Origin of the sequence: Rhodopseudomonas sp. BR0M22, from assembly GCF_010907035.1 — a bacterium.
Lineage (GTDB): Bacteria > Pseudomonadota > Alphaproteobacteria > Rhizobiales > Xanthobacteraceae > Rhodopseudomonas.
This window is the reverse complement of sequence record NZ_QUMK01000028.1, coordinates 50,594-64,665: the sequence shown is the minus strand read 5'-3', so window position 1 is coordinate 64,665 and position 14,072 is coordinate 50,594. Positions and strand designations below refer to the sequence as shown.

Here is a 14,072-nt window from a genome sequence, read left to right as displayed (position 1 = left end):
GAGCTGGTCTGGCTCCGGGAGCACCCGCCGCTCTACACCTCAGGCACCAGCGGTCACGCCACCGACCTGCTGGAGGAGCGCTTCCCGCTGTTCACCACCGGCCGCGGCGGCCAGCTCACCTATCACGGGCCCGGCCAGCGCGTCGCCTATGTGATGCTCGACCTGAAGCGCCGCCGTCCCGACGTCCGCGCCTATGTGGCTGCGCTCGAGCAATGGATCATCGCAAGCCTCGACGCCTTCAATGTCCAAGGCGAGCGGCGCGAGGACCGGGTCGGCGTTTGGGTCCGCCGCCCCGACAAAGGCAACGGCTACGAGGACAAGATCGCGGCGATCGGGGTCCGGCTGAAGCGCTGGGTATCGCTGCACGGCATTGCCATCAACGTCGAACCCGACCTGTCGCACTTCAAGGCGATCGTGCCCTGCGGGATCAGCGATCCGCGCTATGGGGTCACCAGCCTGGTCGACCTCGGGCTTCCGGTGGTGATGACCGACGTGGACCTCGCCTTGCGAACCGCCTTTGAGCCGATCTTCGGCGCAACACGCCCTGCACCTCCGAACGACGACTGACGTCCCCCCGCGCAAATAAGCGTCGAATTGGTTCGCGCCTTGCGGCTCCTGTGGCCTCGAGCGGCGGGGACCGGCTCGACGACGCCCGAGACAGTCGTCCTGCAGTTCGTTCCAGCAACGGAATTGTAAGGATGAAACCGGCGCGCCGCACAACAACGATTTCGTCACGTTACCATGGATAGATTAGCTCCCATATACAGGTCATCCGTAGCGCGTACCTCGTAGTTTCCACAGTAATCGATCCGGACGATGCGACAACAAACCAGCTCTTTCGATGATCAGTCACTTTGGCGTATCGCGCTGGATCACACGCGGGATGCGGCGGTGATCATCGATCACGATCATCGCATCTGCTTCTTCAACCAAGCGGCCGAACATATCTGGGGTCTTGCCAGCACAGAGATGATCGGCAGCGCTGCGGACCGCCTCGGCCTCGATGCGATCACGTTGGAAAGGGCATTAAGGCCGGACCTCGATGTGTTTGCGTCCGAGCACGGCCTTGCGATCGACATCGCGCGACCTGACGGCACGGCGGTCAGCGCGGAGTTGACGCGATCGACGATCGGCGTCGACGGCCGTGACTACATACTCGTCACGGCACGCGACCTGACGACCGAGCTGAAGCGACGGAAAGGCATTCAGCTCCTCACCGCAATCGCGGATCGCACCAACCGTGCGGTGCTGGTAACCGCCCCTGACCTGACGATCGTCTACACCAACGCAGCGTTCGAGGGACTGTTCGGCTACAGCATCGATGAAGCCAAAGGCCGCAACATCGTCGACTTGCTCGCCGGCCCGCACACAAAGCTACGCACCATCGCGAGCCTCAAGAAATGGATCGGCGAGTATCACGGTGGTGAGGAAGAGGTTCTGGTCTACGACAAGCACGGCGAAGAGATCTGGATCTCGGCCGACGTCAAAGCGCTCCGAAACGCGCAAGGCGACATCACGCAAGTCTTCTCGCTCCTGACCGACATTTCGGAAACCCGCCAATTGCGTATGCTGCAGCAATTGACGCTGGGCGCGCTCGCCGACGACATCCCGATCATCGACGTTGCGGAACGGATGTGTCGCTTCGTCGAGAAGATCGCACCGGACGTGGTGTGCTCGATCCTGCACGTCGACGCGCAGGGAGTGGTGCATCCGCTCGGCGGCCCGAGCCTGCCCGACGATTACTCTCGGGCCCTCGACGGCCATTCGATCGGCCCGCAGGTCGGCTCGTGCGGCCCGGCGGCCTATTTCGGCAAGCCGGTGCTTGCGATCGATCTCGCCACCGATCCGCGCTGGGAGGCTTTCAAGACGCGCCCGCTCGAGATCGGTTTGCGCGCGTGCTGGTCGTCACCGATCAAGGCTCAGGATGGCCGTGTGATCGGCACCTTCGCGTTCTACTTCCGCGCGAGCCGGCCGCCGAGCCGCTGGCATCGGCGCATCGTCGACGCCTGTCTTCATCTCGGCGCACTGGCGATCGAGCGGATGGAAGCGCGCGCGCAGATCAACCGGCTGGCGTATTTCGACATGCTGACGGGACTGCCGAACCGTTCGCGGCTGCGCGATCTGATCGCAGCGGCGACATCGGTCTGCCCGGATGGGCGAACGATCGCGCTGGCGTTTCTCGACGTCGACAATTTCAAGGACATCAACGACACGCTCGGCCATGCCGCCGGCGACGCATTCCTGGTCGAGTTCGCGCGCAGGCTGCGTGATCAGGTCGAGCCCGGCGATGTCGTCGGCCGGCTCGGGGGCGACGAATTCGTCGTCGTGCTGCCTGACCGCGCGCCTGCCGAGGTCGAACCGATCGTGGCGCGGATCACCGAAGCGTTGATGCGGCCGTTCGTGCTCTGCAACACACAGGTGCCGATGTCGGCCAGTGTCGGCATCAGTCTTTATCCCGACAACGCCTCCGATATCGATACCCTGATCAATCAGGCCGACACGGCGATGTATCGCGCCAAGCGCTCCGGGCGCTCCACCTACCGGCTGTTCAGCAACGACATGGACGGCGTGGCCGAACAGCGCATGGCCTATGTGACGGCATTGCGCGCGGCGCTCGCGAGCAACCGCCTCGCGCTGCATTACCAGCCGCAGATCCGAACCGCCGACGGCGCGCTGCACGGCGTCGAAGCGATGGCCCGCTGGCACGACCCGGTGCTCGGAGTCGTGCCGCCGACGAAGTTCATTCCGCTCGCCGAAGAGTGCGGCCTGATCGATCAGATTGCATGCTGGTCGATCCGAGAGGCGTGCCGGCAGATGGGCATCTGGCGCGACCAGGGGCTCGACGTCCCGAGCATCTCCCTCAATCTGTCGCCGATCAACTTCGAGAATGCCGGGCTGCCGGCGCTGGTTGCGCAAGCGCTCGCCACGCACCAGCTTCAGCCGCAAGCGCTGATGCTCGAGGTCACCGAAGGCGTCGCGCAAGACAACCGTTCGGTGGCCCATGAGACGATGATGGCGCTGCGCCGCATCGGCGTCGGGCTGTCGCTCGACGATTTCGGCACCGGCTATTCCAATCTCAGCCGCTTGGCGCAATTGCCGATCCGGGAGCTGAAGATCGATCGCGGCTTTATGAGCGAACTCGCGAGCAGCCCCACCGCCCGCGCGGTCGTCACCACGGTGGTGCGTGTCGGCCAGAGCCTCGCCCTCAGTGTCGTCGCCGAAGGCGTCGAGACGGACGCGCAATTCCAACTGCTGAGTGACCTCGGCTGCGACGTCGTCCAGGGCTTCCTGTATGCGCCCGCGCTGGCACCCGACGCATTCGAGCGCTGGCTGCTCGACTACAGCGCCTGCCGCGCCGGCACCCTGATGGAGCGGATCGGCGTCGCCGCAAAGGACAGCCCGGTGCCGTCGCGCGTCGCCAGCCGCCAACGCCCCTGACCAGAGCGCAGGCACAGTCTCGTCGCTGCAACGACAGGTTCGGGCGTCAGTGGATTGCAGCGTACATGATCTTCTCCTCGGTCGCATCCAGGGAGGAGAATTCCTCGACCACCTTGCCCTGGCGGCTCACCAGGATGCGGTCGGACAGCGCCAGGATTTCCGGCAAGTAGGACGAGATCACCACCACCGCCCGGCCCTCGTCCGCCAGCCGGTTGATCAGTTCGTGGATCTCGACGATGGCGCCGACGTCGACGCCGCGGGTCGGCTCGTCGAAGATCACCACGCTCGGATCCTGCGCCAGTGACTTGGCGATCACCACTTTCTGCTGATTACCGCCGGACAGCTCCACCACCTTCGCCTTGGTGCTGATCGCCCGCACGTTGAGCTGCTTGATCCAGCTTTCGCCGCTCGACTGCGCCTCGCGCCGCGACAGCAGGAAGCGGCCGCGCGGAAACTTGGCGAGCAGCCCGAGATAGACGTTGCGGGCGATCGACATCGTCTCGAAGAAGCCTTCGACCTTGCGATCCTCGGTGATGTAGGCGATGCCGTCCTTCACCGCCGGCGCCGGCACTCGGTAGCGCACTGGCTCGCCGCGCAGCAGGATCTCGCCGCCGTGGAAGAAGTCGCGCTTCAGCACGCCCGCCGCAATCTTGAACGTTTCGGTGCGGCCGGCCCCGACCAGACCGAACACGCCGGTGATCTGACCGGCGAACACCGACAGCGAATTGTTCTTCACCATCGGCGCGAGCTTCAGATTCTGGATCGTCAGCATTCGCTCGCCGGCAGGACGAACGGTGGTCTTGCGCTTGCCGTAGAGCGTGTTCGACAGGTCGCGGCCGACCATCGCCTGGACGATGCGATCCCGGTCGAAGTTGCGGGCGTCGTCGGTGACGACGTGCTTGGAGTCGCGCAGCACGGTGATGCGATCGGCCAGCGCCAGAGCCTCTTCCAGCGCATGCGAAATAAACACGATCGAGACGCCGCGCTTCTGCAGGTCGCGCACCAGATCGAAGAAGTACTTCTTCTCCTCCGGCGTCAGCGTCGCGGTCGGCTCGTCGAAGATGATCACCTTGGCCTGATGCAGCACCGCGCGGGCGATCTCGACCATCTGTTTCTGCGCGGCGCCGAGCATGCCCACCGTCGCGGTCGGCGTCACGTCGAAATTTAGCGACTGCAGGAATTGCTGGGCGGCGATGTAGATGCCGCGCAGCCGGTTGTAGAACTTCTCCTGTCCGAGAAACAGATTCTGCGCCACCGTCATGGTCGGCACCAGACTGTTCTCCTGAAACACCATGCCGATGCCGAGGTGACGCGCTTCGAGCGGCGTCTTGGGCGCAACCTCCTTGCCGTCGACCAGCATCGTGCCGGAGGTCAGCGTCACCACCCCGGCCATCGCCTTGGTCAGCGTCGATTTGCCGGCGCCGTTTTCACCGACCAGCGCATGGATCTCGCCGCGGCGAAGCTGGAAGTCGACCGAGTCGATCGCCGGCACGCCGGAATACAGCTTGGTCGCCTTGCGGAATTCCAGAACGTTGTCCGTCATGCGCCGGCCTCGCCTCGGATGTCGGAGAGTTTCAATCGCAGCAGCCGCCCCGGCCCTTTGGCCAGCACGTACAGGCTGTCCGCCACTTCCACCGCGGCGACGACGCCGTGGTTGCTGCCGTCGACGCGGCTGTGCAGCGAATACAGCGGCGCATACTGGGACCCGAGCCGCACCACCAGCCCGTAGGCGCGCGGCGGGGCCCAAGGCTTGATGATGCCCATGGTCTTCAGATGTGCGCCCTGCATCGGTTCGCGGAACGAATGCCCGGCGCTCAGCCGCGGCACGATCCAGAATTCGGGATCGATCTCCGCCATCATCCGACGGCGATACGCCGACTCGCGCAGCACGAATTCGATGAGCTGCGTCCGGGCCGTGAAGGCAGTGAGCCAGAATCCACCGCCGGCGGCCGGAGACAACCGCGACGGATACACCGGCAGATGGTCGAACACCGGCTTGGTGGAGCCGTCAGAGCTCACCTCGATCAGCCGGTGACGCCAGCTTTCGCTCACCAGGGTGGCGTCGCCCGACGACGCCGCGCCGAAGGCGTAACGCAGACCCGACGCGAGGACGTCCGCCTGACGCGAGGCCGGATCGATCGACAGCAGCCGGCCGCTGCGGCCATGGCTGAGCAGATCGCGGCCCCACTCGGCATACGGCCGGTCGGTCGAGCCGTCCGTCGCCAAAATTGTCCCGCCCCGCCCCGGCGCCAGCGCATTGACGGCCGTCATCCCGGCACCGCTGATCGCGATATCGCTGCCGGCGCCCGGCGCGAACACCCGCACCTCCCGCCCCGTCAGCGCCACCGCGACCCGGCCATCCGGCAATACGCAAAGTGCGGTGAGCGGCTGATCGAACTGCCGCACCGGGACAAACGCGGCACCGTCCAGCCGCAGCACGGCGTTGCCGTCCGCGACGTACAGCGACGTGCCGTCGGTCGCGAGATCTTCGGCGCCAGGAAGCGTCGCGACGATCTCGGCGTGTTCAAGCGTCTGGTTCGGTTTCAGCGCGCCGTCGAACGGCGGCACCGTAATGGCACCCTCGCCGCGGCCGAGGAAACGATGCGCGAAATCGCGAAGCGCCGGGATCATGCCTGCTTCCCCCATCGCTTGTCGTATTGCACGAAGTTCGGATCGGCGCCCTCGAGCTTGAAACGGCCGATGCGATTGTTGGCGATGCCGCCGAGATACAGATGGCCGCGATGCTCGCGCATCGAGGTGATCATCGGATGATTGACGCCGCCGAGATCCCAGAACGACTCCAGGATCTGGCCCTGCTCGTTGAACTTGACGACGCAGCCGGTGTTGATGTTCGGGAACAGCCACTCGTCGACCGGCAACCGCTTGCCCATACGGCGGCGGAAGTCCGGCATCCGCCACGCCAGATCGAGCGCCGGCGAGCGCATGCCGACCAGCGCCAGCCAGTAGTTGCCGTCCGAGGCGAGATTAATGTTGTCCGGATAGCCGGGCAGATTGTCCATCACCACTTCGACCTTGCCGGACTTCGGTCCGTCGAACCAATAGCGCTTGATCGAGCAGCCGAAGGTCTCGGCGAACAGGATCGACTGCCGGTCGCTGGCGATGGCGATGCCGTTGGGGAATTTGAGACCGCGCAGCACCGTGCGGGTGGTGTTGCTGTTCGGGTCGTAGCAGATGATGCGGCCGTTGCCGCGCGCTTCGAGGCCGTCGACCGGCCATTCGTCCATCTCGTAGCGCACCGTCGCCTCCGAGAAGAAGATGCGGCCGTCATCGGCGATATCGAGGTCGTCGGCGAGCCGCAACCGGCTGTCGTCATTGACCGACCACAGGCTGCGATTGGTTTCGTCGGTCGCCTTCTCGACCTTGCCGTCCGGCGCGATGCGATACAGCCCCATGCCGCCGATGCAGCAGTACAGGTTGTCGTTGCAGTCGAACGCCATGCCAAGCGGCTGGCCGCCGATATGGGCGAAGACTTCCATCCGCTCATAGTCCGGCGCGTAGAACTTCATGATGTCGCCGTGGCGCGAGCCGGCATAAAGGTTGTCGTGCCGATCGAGAATGACGTCCTCGGGCGCCTCAATCCTGCCGAGGCCGATCAGCGACACGTCGCGCAGCTTGTCGTTCTGCTCGAACGGCCCGCCCTTGCCGATCTCGGTCGACGGTGGCGGCGGCAGATAGTGATAGGCCGGCGCGACATAAACCTTGCTGATGATGCGGTTGCGGTTCTTCAGCCAGCGGATATCGATCGTCGCCGCGATCAGCAGGATCGACGCAAGCACCATGCGGTTGTAGCCGCCGCGCACCGACAGCGTGGTCAGGCCGTTGGTGATCAAAAGCACGATCAGCGTGCCGGCCAGCGCCTTGGCGACAGAGCCCTTGCCGCCGCCGAGCGTGATGCCGCCGAGCACGGTCGCGGTCAGCACCGTGACTTCGAGGCCGACGCCGACGTCGCCGCCGACGGTGCCGAGCCGGGCCGCGAAGAACAGCGCGCCGATCGCGGTGAGCGCGCCGCTCGCCACGTAGCACAGCGCGATAGTGCGGCGGACCGGAATGCCCGAATTGTACGCCGAGCGGCGCGAGCCGCCGATCGCGGTGATGTGCCAGCCCGGCCGCAACCGCGTCAGGAAGATGTGGCCGAAGATCGCCACCACGACGTACAGCAGCGCGACGCTCGGAATGCCGAACACGTCGCCGCCGCCGAGGAAGTCCCACAGCGGAAAGTCCGGCATCGAGGAAGCGATCTTGACCGAATTGCCCACCAGCAGCAGATCATAGGCGGAGCGGAAGATGATCAATGTGATCAGCGTGGTGATGAAGGCGCGGAGCCGCAGATAGCCGATCAGGATGCCGTTGATGCTGCCGAGCAGCGCGCCGCAAGCGATGGTGGCGACAATCACCGCCGGCACCGGCCAGTTCAACACGTTGAGGCAATACAGCGCGCAGAAGTCGCACAGCGCGAACATCGAGCCGACCGACAAATCGATGCCGCCGACGATCACAACCAGCGCAATGCCGAGCACGACGAAGCCGATCTCGCCGGCCTGGCGCGCGGTGTCGCCGAGCGACGCGGTTGATAGGAATCCCGGAATCGCATTGCTGAGAGCGATCGCCACGACGATCAGCACGATCATCGGGATCGCGGTTTCGGTCCAGCGTTTCGACAGGATTTCGCCGAGCAGATGATCCGGCCAGTAGCGCGACTTGAATTTGACGAGAGCTTCTTGCATGGGACCTGCTGAACTGGACTGTCGCCGACGTGCGGGCGCGCGCGCCCGCGGCAGCCGCCCGCAGCACGCGGGCGGCGCCGTGTTCGAAGCTGGCGTGCGTTACTTCTTCAGGTCGCTGAGATTCCAGCACGCCGTCTGGGAATCGGCGTTCTCTTTGGTGATCGGGATCAGCGTGGTGTAGATCGAGCCCTTCACCTGGCCCGGCTTGACGCCGGACGACAGCAGCCACTTGATCATCGCCGCCATGTCGGCGGCCTGGGTCGGCACGTCGTAGCTGAGATTGAGATCGAACGCGCCCGACTTCACCAACTCGCAGGCGCCCTTGCGCTCACCGCCGCCCGAGGTGGCGACGAACACCTTGCCGGTGAGACCGGCCTCCTTCACCGCCGCGGCGGTGCCGATGTCCATGCCGTCCCAGAAGCCGACGATGCCGCACAGATCCGGATTCTGCTTCAGCACCGTCTGGGTGATCGCTTTGGCCTTGGCCGCATCCCAGTCCGCCGCCTGCGACGACACCACCTTGATGTTCGGGTGTTTGGCCAGCACGTCCTCGACGCCCTTCAGCGTGTAGGCCGAGGTCGCCGCCGACAACGCGCCCTGCATCACGGCGATCTTGCCGGACTTGCCCTCGCAAGCCTTCACCACCGCCTCGGTGGCCCGCTCGCCGACCTCGATCCAGTTGGCGCCGACGAACGCGGAGCTGCGGTACACCGAGCCCATGTTGATCTGGATGATGAAGATGCCTTCCTTCTCGGCGCGCTGCAGCAGCTTGGCGTAGGTCTGCACGTCGGGATTGTGCACGATGATCACCGACGGCTTTTCCGAGATCAGCGTCGTCAGCGCTTGCGCGCCTGCGCTGGTGCTCCAATTGGGATCGCGCACGATCACCTTCATGCCGAACGGTTCGAGCTCACGCTTGACGCCGGCGAACCAGCCTTCGGTGAGGTCGAAATTCATCGCCACCGGAAGGTAGGCGACGGTCTTGCCGGCCAATGCCGCCTTGAACGGCCCTTGGAACGGCTCGTCGAGCCCCTGCTGCGCGCGTGCGGGCAGCACCATCGCCGCCACCGCCGACGCGGCCACGATCAGCCGCAATGCAGTGCGCTTCAGTTGAACCGACATGGTCACCTCCCTTGGTCGTTGGTTTTCGCCCGGCGTTGTTCGCCGTGGCCTTCTTGGATTCGTCAGATATCGCCCTGCTGGGCGGTCTCCTCGTTGCGTGGATTGACGAAGGAGTCGGCGATCACCGCGATCAGCAGCACGACTCCCTTCACCAGATTCTGCCCCGAATAGGAGACGTCCATGATCGTCATGCCATTGAGCATCGTGCCGATCAGCAGCGTGCCGATCACGACGTTGAGCACGCCACCACGGCCACCCGACAGGCCGATGCCGCCGAGCACCACGACGAGAATGACGTCGTAGATCATCGTCGAGTTGAAGATGCGGGTCGGCATGCTGTTGACGGACGACGCCATCACCAGCCCGGCGAAGCAGCCGATCAGCGCCGCCAGCACGTATTGCAGCACGATGATCGGCCGGGTCGGAATGCCTGTGACGCGCGCGGTGTTGGGATTGTCGCCGACCGCATAGATGTAGGCGCCGGGCCGCGTACTGCGCAGCAGGAAGGCGACCAGCAGGCAGGCGAGTGCGAACACGATGATCGGGAGCGGTACGCCGAGCAACCGCCCCTGCCCGAGCCATTCGAAGCCCTGCATGCCAGGACTCCATTGCACCACATCGAGACTAAACAGCGCCGCCTGGCCGAAGCCGGCGAGAAACAATCCGCTCGCGAGCGTTGTGAACAGCGCCGGCACTTCGGCGTAAGCGATCAGCCAGCCGTTGAACACGCCGAATGCCACCGCCAGCAACAGCGCCACCGAGAGCGCTGCCGGCAGTGAACTGCCGTCCTGTACCATCTGCAGCACCAGCCCCGGCGGCACCGCGAGCACGGCGATGAGTGAGATGTCGATGCCGCGACCGATCACCACGATCGCCATCGCGAGGCCGAGAATGCCGAGAACGGACACGTTCTGCAGCAGCGTCAGCATATTCGCGGTGGTGAAGAAGCCCGGCAGAAACACGACGAAAGCGACAAACATGACGGCAAAGATGCCGAGCACGATGCCCTGCTGACTAACCCGACTGAGCGCCATCCCTAGCCTTACGTCTTTTTAGTTACGCGATCCTCCCCCGTCCTTTTACTAATTGCAAGACGAAATCCGGTGCACGAACAGCCGGCGCGTTTGTGCACCGCATCCACAACCGCCCGCTGACACAAACTAATCATTGCGCGATGATGTCGAGCGCGGCAATCGGAGGTTGGCGGACTGCGATGGAGTCTTCGTCGCTGCGCTCCTCGCAATGACGGCAACAGCACAAGCACTGAGTCCTTATCCTGAAGAGTCCGGCGAAGCCGAGCGTCTCGAAGGATGGGGCCACGCATCCCTCGCGGGCCATGGTTCGAGACGGCGCTGCGCGCCTCCTCACCACGAGGTCGTATTTGTGGATACGCATCATCGAGGCTGTCTCGACCGCGGCGGAGTTCATCACGATGCGATGAAAGAACTGCACTCACGTCGTCATGCCCGGCACAAGGACGGCCATGACGGTTAGTTACATGACGTCTGATCGATCGAACTACACCGTCGGCAGAATCGAAAACCGCTCGCCGGCCGCCCGCTGAGCCAGCAGCGCGGCGCCCGCCTGTTCCACCACCACCGCGTCGACGCGCGCGGCCGAGGGGCCGCGGTGGCAGGCGGCGATCATGTCGGTGACCACAGTGTCGTCGCCTGCGAACAGCGCTTCGACGCTGCCGTCGCGGCGGTTGCGGACCCAGCCTGCGAGCCCTTTCGTCTGCGCGGCCATCGCCACCCACGCGCGATAGCCGACGCCTTGGACACGGCCGGTGATCGTGACCTGCCGGAAGATCTCACTCATCAGCGTTTCACACCGAGGAAGTGTTCGTTCCGGTCGGCGACCACATCGGCGCGCGTGACCTTGTCCATCAGGTCGGCCCCGGCGAGCCCGGTCAGTTGCTTCGGCGTGGCGCCATCCTTGATCACCGACAGCGTTTTGAAGACGGCCTCGGTCGCAGCCGCGATCGGCGCATGGCCCTGCACGGCGATGCGGACTCGCCTGCCCGCCAGATGATCGAAGTCGCCGAGTTCGGCCGGCGGACTGCCGAGCGCCAGCGGCAGCTTGGTCACGGCACTGATCGCCTCGAGCTGCGCGCGGGTCTTCACGCCGGTGAAGAACAATGCGTCGACGCCGGCGGCCTCGTAGGCCAGCGCCCGCTCGATCGCATCATCGAGCGACGTGATCGAACACGCGCCGGTGCGTCCGAAAATAACGAGATTAGGATCGCGTCGCGCGTCGAGCGCGGCCTTGATCTTGCCGAGCCCCTCTTCGCGCGACACCAGCTGCGGCTTGGCTTCGCCGTAGGCCTGCGGCAGCAGCGTGTCTTCGATGGTGAGACCGGCGGCGCCCGCCGCCTCCAGTTCTTCGACGGTGCGGCGAACGCTGAGGGCATTGCCGTAACCGTGGTCGGCATCGACCACCACCGGCAACGCAGCGGCACGGCTCATCCGCCGCACCTGCTCGGCGAGTTCGGTGAGCGTGATCAGCGCGATGTCGGGATCGCCGAGGATCGCCAGTGAAGCCACCGAGCCGCCGAACATCCCGAACGGAAAGCCGAGGTCGTCGGCGATCCGGATCGAGATGGCATCGTACACCGACGCCGGGCGCACGCAGACGGATCCCGTGAGGATCGCCCGCAATGCGCTGCGGCGGTCGCGCCAGGCCACGGCTGCTTTACGCGAACTCGAGGATCATCGCATCGACCGCGAGCGTCGCTCCGGCCGAGGCGTGGATCTTCTTGACGGTGCCGTCGCGCTCGGCGCGCAGCACGTTCTGCATCTTCATCGCCTCGACCACCGCCAGCGTCTCGCCGGCCTTGACCTCCTGGCCTTCGGTGACGGCGATCGACACGATCAGCCCCGGCATCGGGCACAGCACCTTCTTGCCGGTGTCGGCCTTGTCGACTTCCTTCATCCAGCGCGCCGCGGCGGCTTCACGCTCGGTGAAGACGTTGACCGACACCTCGTAGCCATGATGCGCCAGCTTGAAGCCGTTCGGGATCGAACGGACCTGCACCGCCACCGGACGGCCGTCGATGGTGCCTTCCCAGACCGGATCGCCCGGCATCCAGGACGACAGCAGCTGATGCGGCTGACCGAGCGAACCGTCGGGGTTGGCGAAACGAACGACGAACGCCTCGCCCTCGCGGATCACGTCGAGCGGCACTTCGCTGCGCTCCAGCCAGACGCAGCGGCGGCGCTCGCGGATCACCGCGCGGCCGATCATCTGACCCGAGATCTTGCGCTTGCGTTCGCCGATCACCCGGTCGATCGCCGCGCCGACCGCCGCAATGCGCCGGGCGACTTCGCCTTCCGGCACCCGCGGGTGGAAGCCCTGCGGAAACTCTTCGGCGATGAAGCCGGTCGACAGGTTGCCCTCGCGCCAGCGCGGATGCGTCATCAGCGCCGACAGGAACGGAATGTTGTGGCGAATGCCGTCGACGTAGAACGCATCGAGCGCATGGGCCTGCGCCTCGATCGCCGCGGCGCGCGACGGCCCGTGAGTCACCAGCTTGGCGATCATCGGGTCGTAGAACATCGAGATCTCGCCCCCCTCCTGCACGCCGGTGTCGTTGCGCACCGTGATGCCGGAGGCCGCGCTCTCGGCCGGCGGACGGTACTTCACGAGGCGGCCGATCGACGGCAGGAAGTTGCGGAACGGATCTTCCGCATAGACGCGGGATTCGACCGCCCAGCCCTTCAGCGTGACGTCCTTCTGCGCCAGCGCCAGCTTCTCGCCGGCCGCCACACGGATCATCTGCTCGACCAGGTCGATGCCGGTGACCATTTCGGTGACCGGATGTTCGACCTGCAGGCGGGTGTTCATCTCGAGGAAGTAGAAGCTCTTGTCCTGGCCGGCGACGAACTCGACGGTGCCGGCCGAGTCGTAATTCACGGCCTTGGCCAGCGCGACCGCCTGCTCGCCCATCTTGCGGCGGGTGACTTCGTCGAGCAGCGGCGACGGCGCCTCTTCGATCACCTTCTGATTGCGGCGCTGGATCGAGCATTCACGCTCGCCGAGATAGATGACGTTGCCGTGCTTGTCGCCAAGCACCTGGATTTCGATGTGGCGCGGATCGACGATGAACTTCTCGATGAAGACGCGGTCGTCGCCGAACGACGCCTTGGCCTCGGCCTTGGCGAGGTTGAAGCCCTCGGCGACCTCGGCGGTCGAATGCGCGATGCGCATGCCCTTGCCGCCACCGCCAGCGGAGGCCTTGATCATCACCGGATAGCCGATCTCGTCGGCGATCTTCACCGCGTGCTTGTCGTCCTCGATCACACCGAGGAAGCCGGGCACGGTGGAAACCTTGGCCTGCGCGGCAGCCTTCTTGGACTCGATCTTGTCACCCATCGCGGCGATCGCGCCGGGGTTCGGACCAATGAACACGATGCCGGCGTCGGCCAGCGCCTTGGCGAACGCCTCGCGCTCGGACAGGAAGCCGTAGCCCGGATGCACCGCCTCTGCGCCGGTCTTCTTGCAGGCCTCGACGATCTTCTCGATCACCAGATAGCTCTCGGCAGCCGCCGGCGGGCCGATCAGCACAGCCTCGTCGGCCATTTCGACGTGCAGCGCGTCCCGGTCTGCCTCCGAATAGACGGCGACCGTTTCGATACCCATACGACGTGCGGTCTTGATGACCCGGCAGGCGATCTCGCCGCGGTTGGCGATCAGAATTCGTTTGAACATGCTCTTTTTCTTGCAACCTTGGGTGGTTCTGCTGTCCCGGGCAGGACAGCGACGGGGCAT

At 65.2% G+C, this 14,072-nt stretch carries 10 protein-coding genes; 2 read left to right on the top strand and 8 right to left on the bottom strand.

The window, feature by feature from the left end; all coding sequences use genetic code 11:
• Both lipB and DY468_RS11365 read left to right on the top strand, forming a co-directional pair.
• A partial coding sequence (gene lipB, locus DY468_RS11370; RefSeq protein ID WP_164604917.1) for a lipoyl(octanoyl) transferase LipB occupies positions 1–567 on the top strand: 567 nt, incomplete at its 5' end.
• Positions 568–816: 249 nt separating this feature from the next.
• Positions 817–3,438 carry an EAL domain-containing protein gene (locus DY468_RS11365; protein WP_164604916.1) on the top strand — a complete coding sequence of 874 codons (2,622 nt, stop codon included), beginning with the start codon at positions 817–819 and terminating at the stop codon, positions 3,436–3,438.
• Between the two features lie 46 nt (positions 3,439–3,484).
• Here the strand turns inward: DY468_RS11365 and DY468_RS11360 are convergent, their stop codons facing one another.
• From DY468_RS11360 to DY468_RS11325, 8 genes are all read right to left on the bottom strand, one after another.
• The gene (locus DY468_RS11360; RefSeq protein WP_164604915.1) at positions 3,485–4,981 is read right to left on the bottom strand and encodes a sugar ABC transporter ATP-binding protein; all 1,497 of its coding nucleotides are present in this window, start codon (positions 4,979–4,981) and stop codon (positions 3,485–3,487) included.
• The gene (locus tag DY468_RS11355; RefSeq protein ID WP_164604914.1) at positions 4,978–6,069 is read right to left on the bottom strand and encodes an SMP-30/gluconolactonase/LRE family protein; all 1,092 of its coding nucleotides are present in this window, start codon (positions 6,067–6,069) and stop codon (positions 4,978–4,980) included. Before DY468_RS11355 ends, DY468_RS11360 begins: the two co-directional genes overlap by 4 nt.
• Positions 6,066–8,183, bottom strand: coding sequence for an ABC transporter permease (locus DY468_RS11350; RefSeq protein WP_164604913.1), 2,118 nt, complete (start codon positions 8,181–8,183; stop codon positions 6,066–6,068). Before DY468_RS11350 ends, DY468_RS11355 begins: the two co-directional genes overlap by 4 nt.
• A gap of 99 nt (positions 8,184–8,282) precedes the next feature.
• Entirely contained in the window at positions 8,283–9,305 is a 1,023-nt protein-coding gene (locus DY468_RS11345; RefSeq protein ID WP_164604912.1) for a sugar ABC transporter substrate-binding protein, read from the bottom strand.
• A gap of 62 nt (positions 9,306–9,367) precedes the next feature.
• Positions 9,368–10,339, bottom strand: a complete 972-nt coding sequence (locus tag DY468_RS11340) for an ABC transporter permease (RefSeq protein ID WP_164604911.1) — start codon at positions 10,337–10,339, stop codon at positions 9,368–9,370.
• Positions 10,340–10,823: 484 nt separating this feature from the next.
• Positions 10,824–11,123 carry an acylphosphatase gene (locus tag DY468_RS11335; RefSeq protein WP_164604910.1) on the bottom strand — a complete coding sequence of 100 codons (300 nt, stop codon included), beginning with the start codon at positions 11,121–11,123 and terminating at the stop codon, positions 10,824–10,826.
• A complete protein-coding gene (locus DY468_RS11330; RefSeq protein ID WP_164604909.1) occupies positions 11,123–11,989 on the bottom strand; it encodes an isocitrate lyase/PEP mutase family protein in 867 nt (288 codons plus the stop codon). The genes DY468_RS11335 and DY468_RS11330 overlap by 1 nt, the downstream gene beginning before the upstream one ends.
• A gap of 7 nt (positions 11,990–11,996) precedes the next feature.
• Positions 11,997–14,012, bottom strand: a complete 2,016-nt coding sequence (locus DY468_RS11325; RefSeq protein ID WP_164604908.1) for an acetyl-CoA carboxylase biotin carboxylase subunit — start codon at positions 14,010–14,012, stop codon at positions 11,997–11,999.
• Between the last annotated feature and the right edge of the window lie 60 nt (positions 14,013–14,072).

Bases quoted from the DNA above. Each gene is read 5' to 3' on its own strand.
- DY468_RS11365 (WP_164604916.1), top strand. From the start codon at position 817: ATGCGACAACAAACCAGCTCTTTCGATGATCAGTCACTTTGGCGTATC.
- DY468_RS11360 (WP_164604915.1), bottom strand. From the start codon at position 4,981: ATGACGGACAACGTTCTGGAATTCCGCAAGGCGACCAAGCTGTATTCC.
- DY468_RS11355 (WP_164604914.1), bottom strand. From the start codon at position 6,069: ATGATCCCGGCGCTTCGCGATTTCGCGCATCGTTTCCTCGGCCGCGGC.
- DY468_RS11350 (WP_164604913.1), bottom strand. From the start codon at position 8,183: ATGCAAGAAGCTCTCGTCAAATTCAAGTCGCGCTACTGGCCGGATCAT.
- DY468_RS11345 (WP_164604912.1), bottom strand. From the start codon at position 9,305: ATGTCGGTTCAACTGAAGCGCACTGCATTGCGGCTGATCGTGGCCGCG.
- DY468_RS11340 (WP_164604911.1), bottom strand. From the start codon at position 10,339: ATGGCGCTCAGTCGGGTTAGTCAGCAGGGCATCGTGCTCGGCATCTTT.
- DY468_RS11335 (WP_164604910.1), bottom strand. From the start codon at position 11,123: ATGAGTGAGATCTTCCGGCAGGTCACGATCACCGGCCGTGTCCAAGGC.
- DY468_RS11325 (WP_164604908.1), bottom strand. From the start codon at position 14,012: ATGTTCAAACGAATTCTGATCGCCAACCGCGGCGAGATCGCCTGCCGG.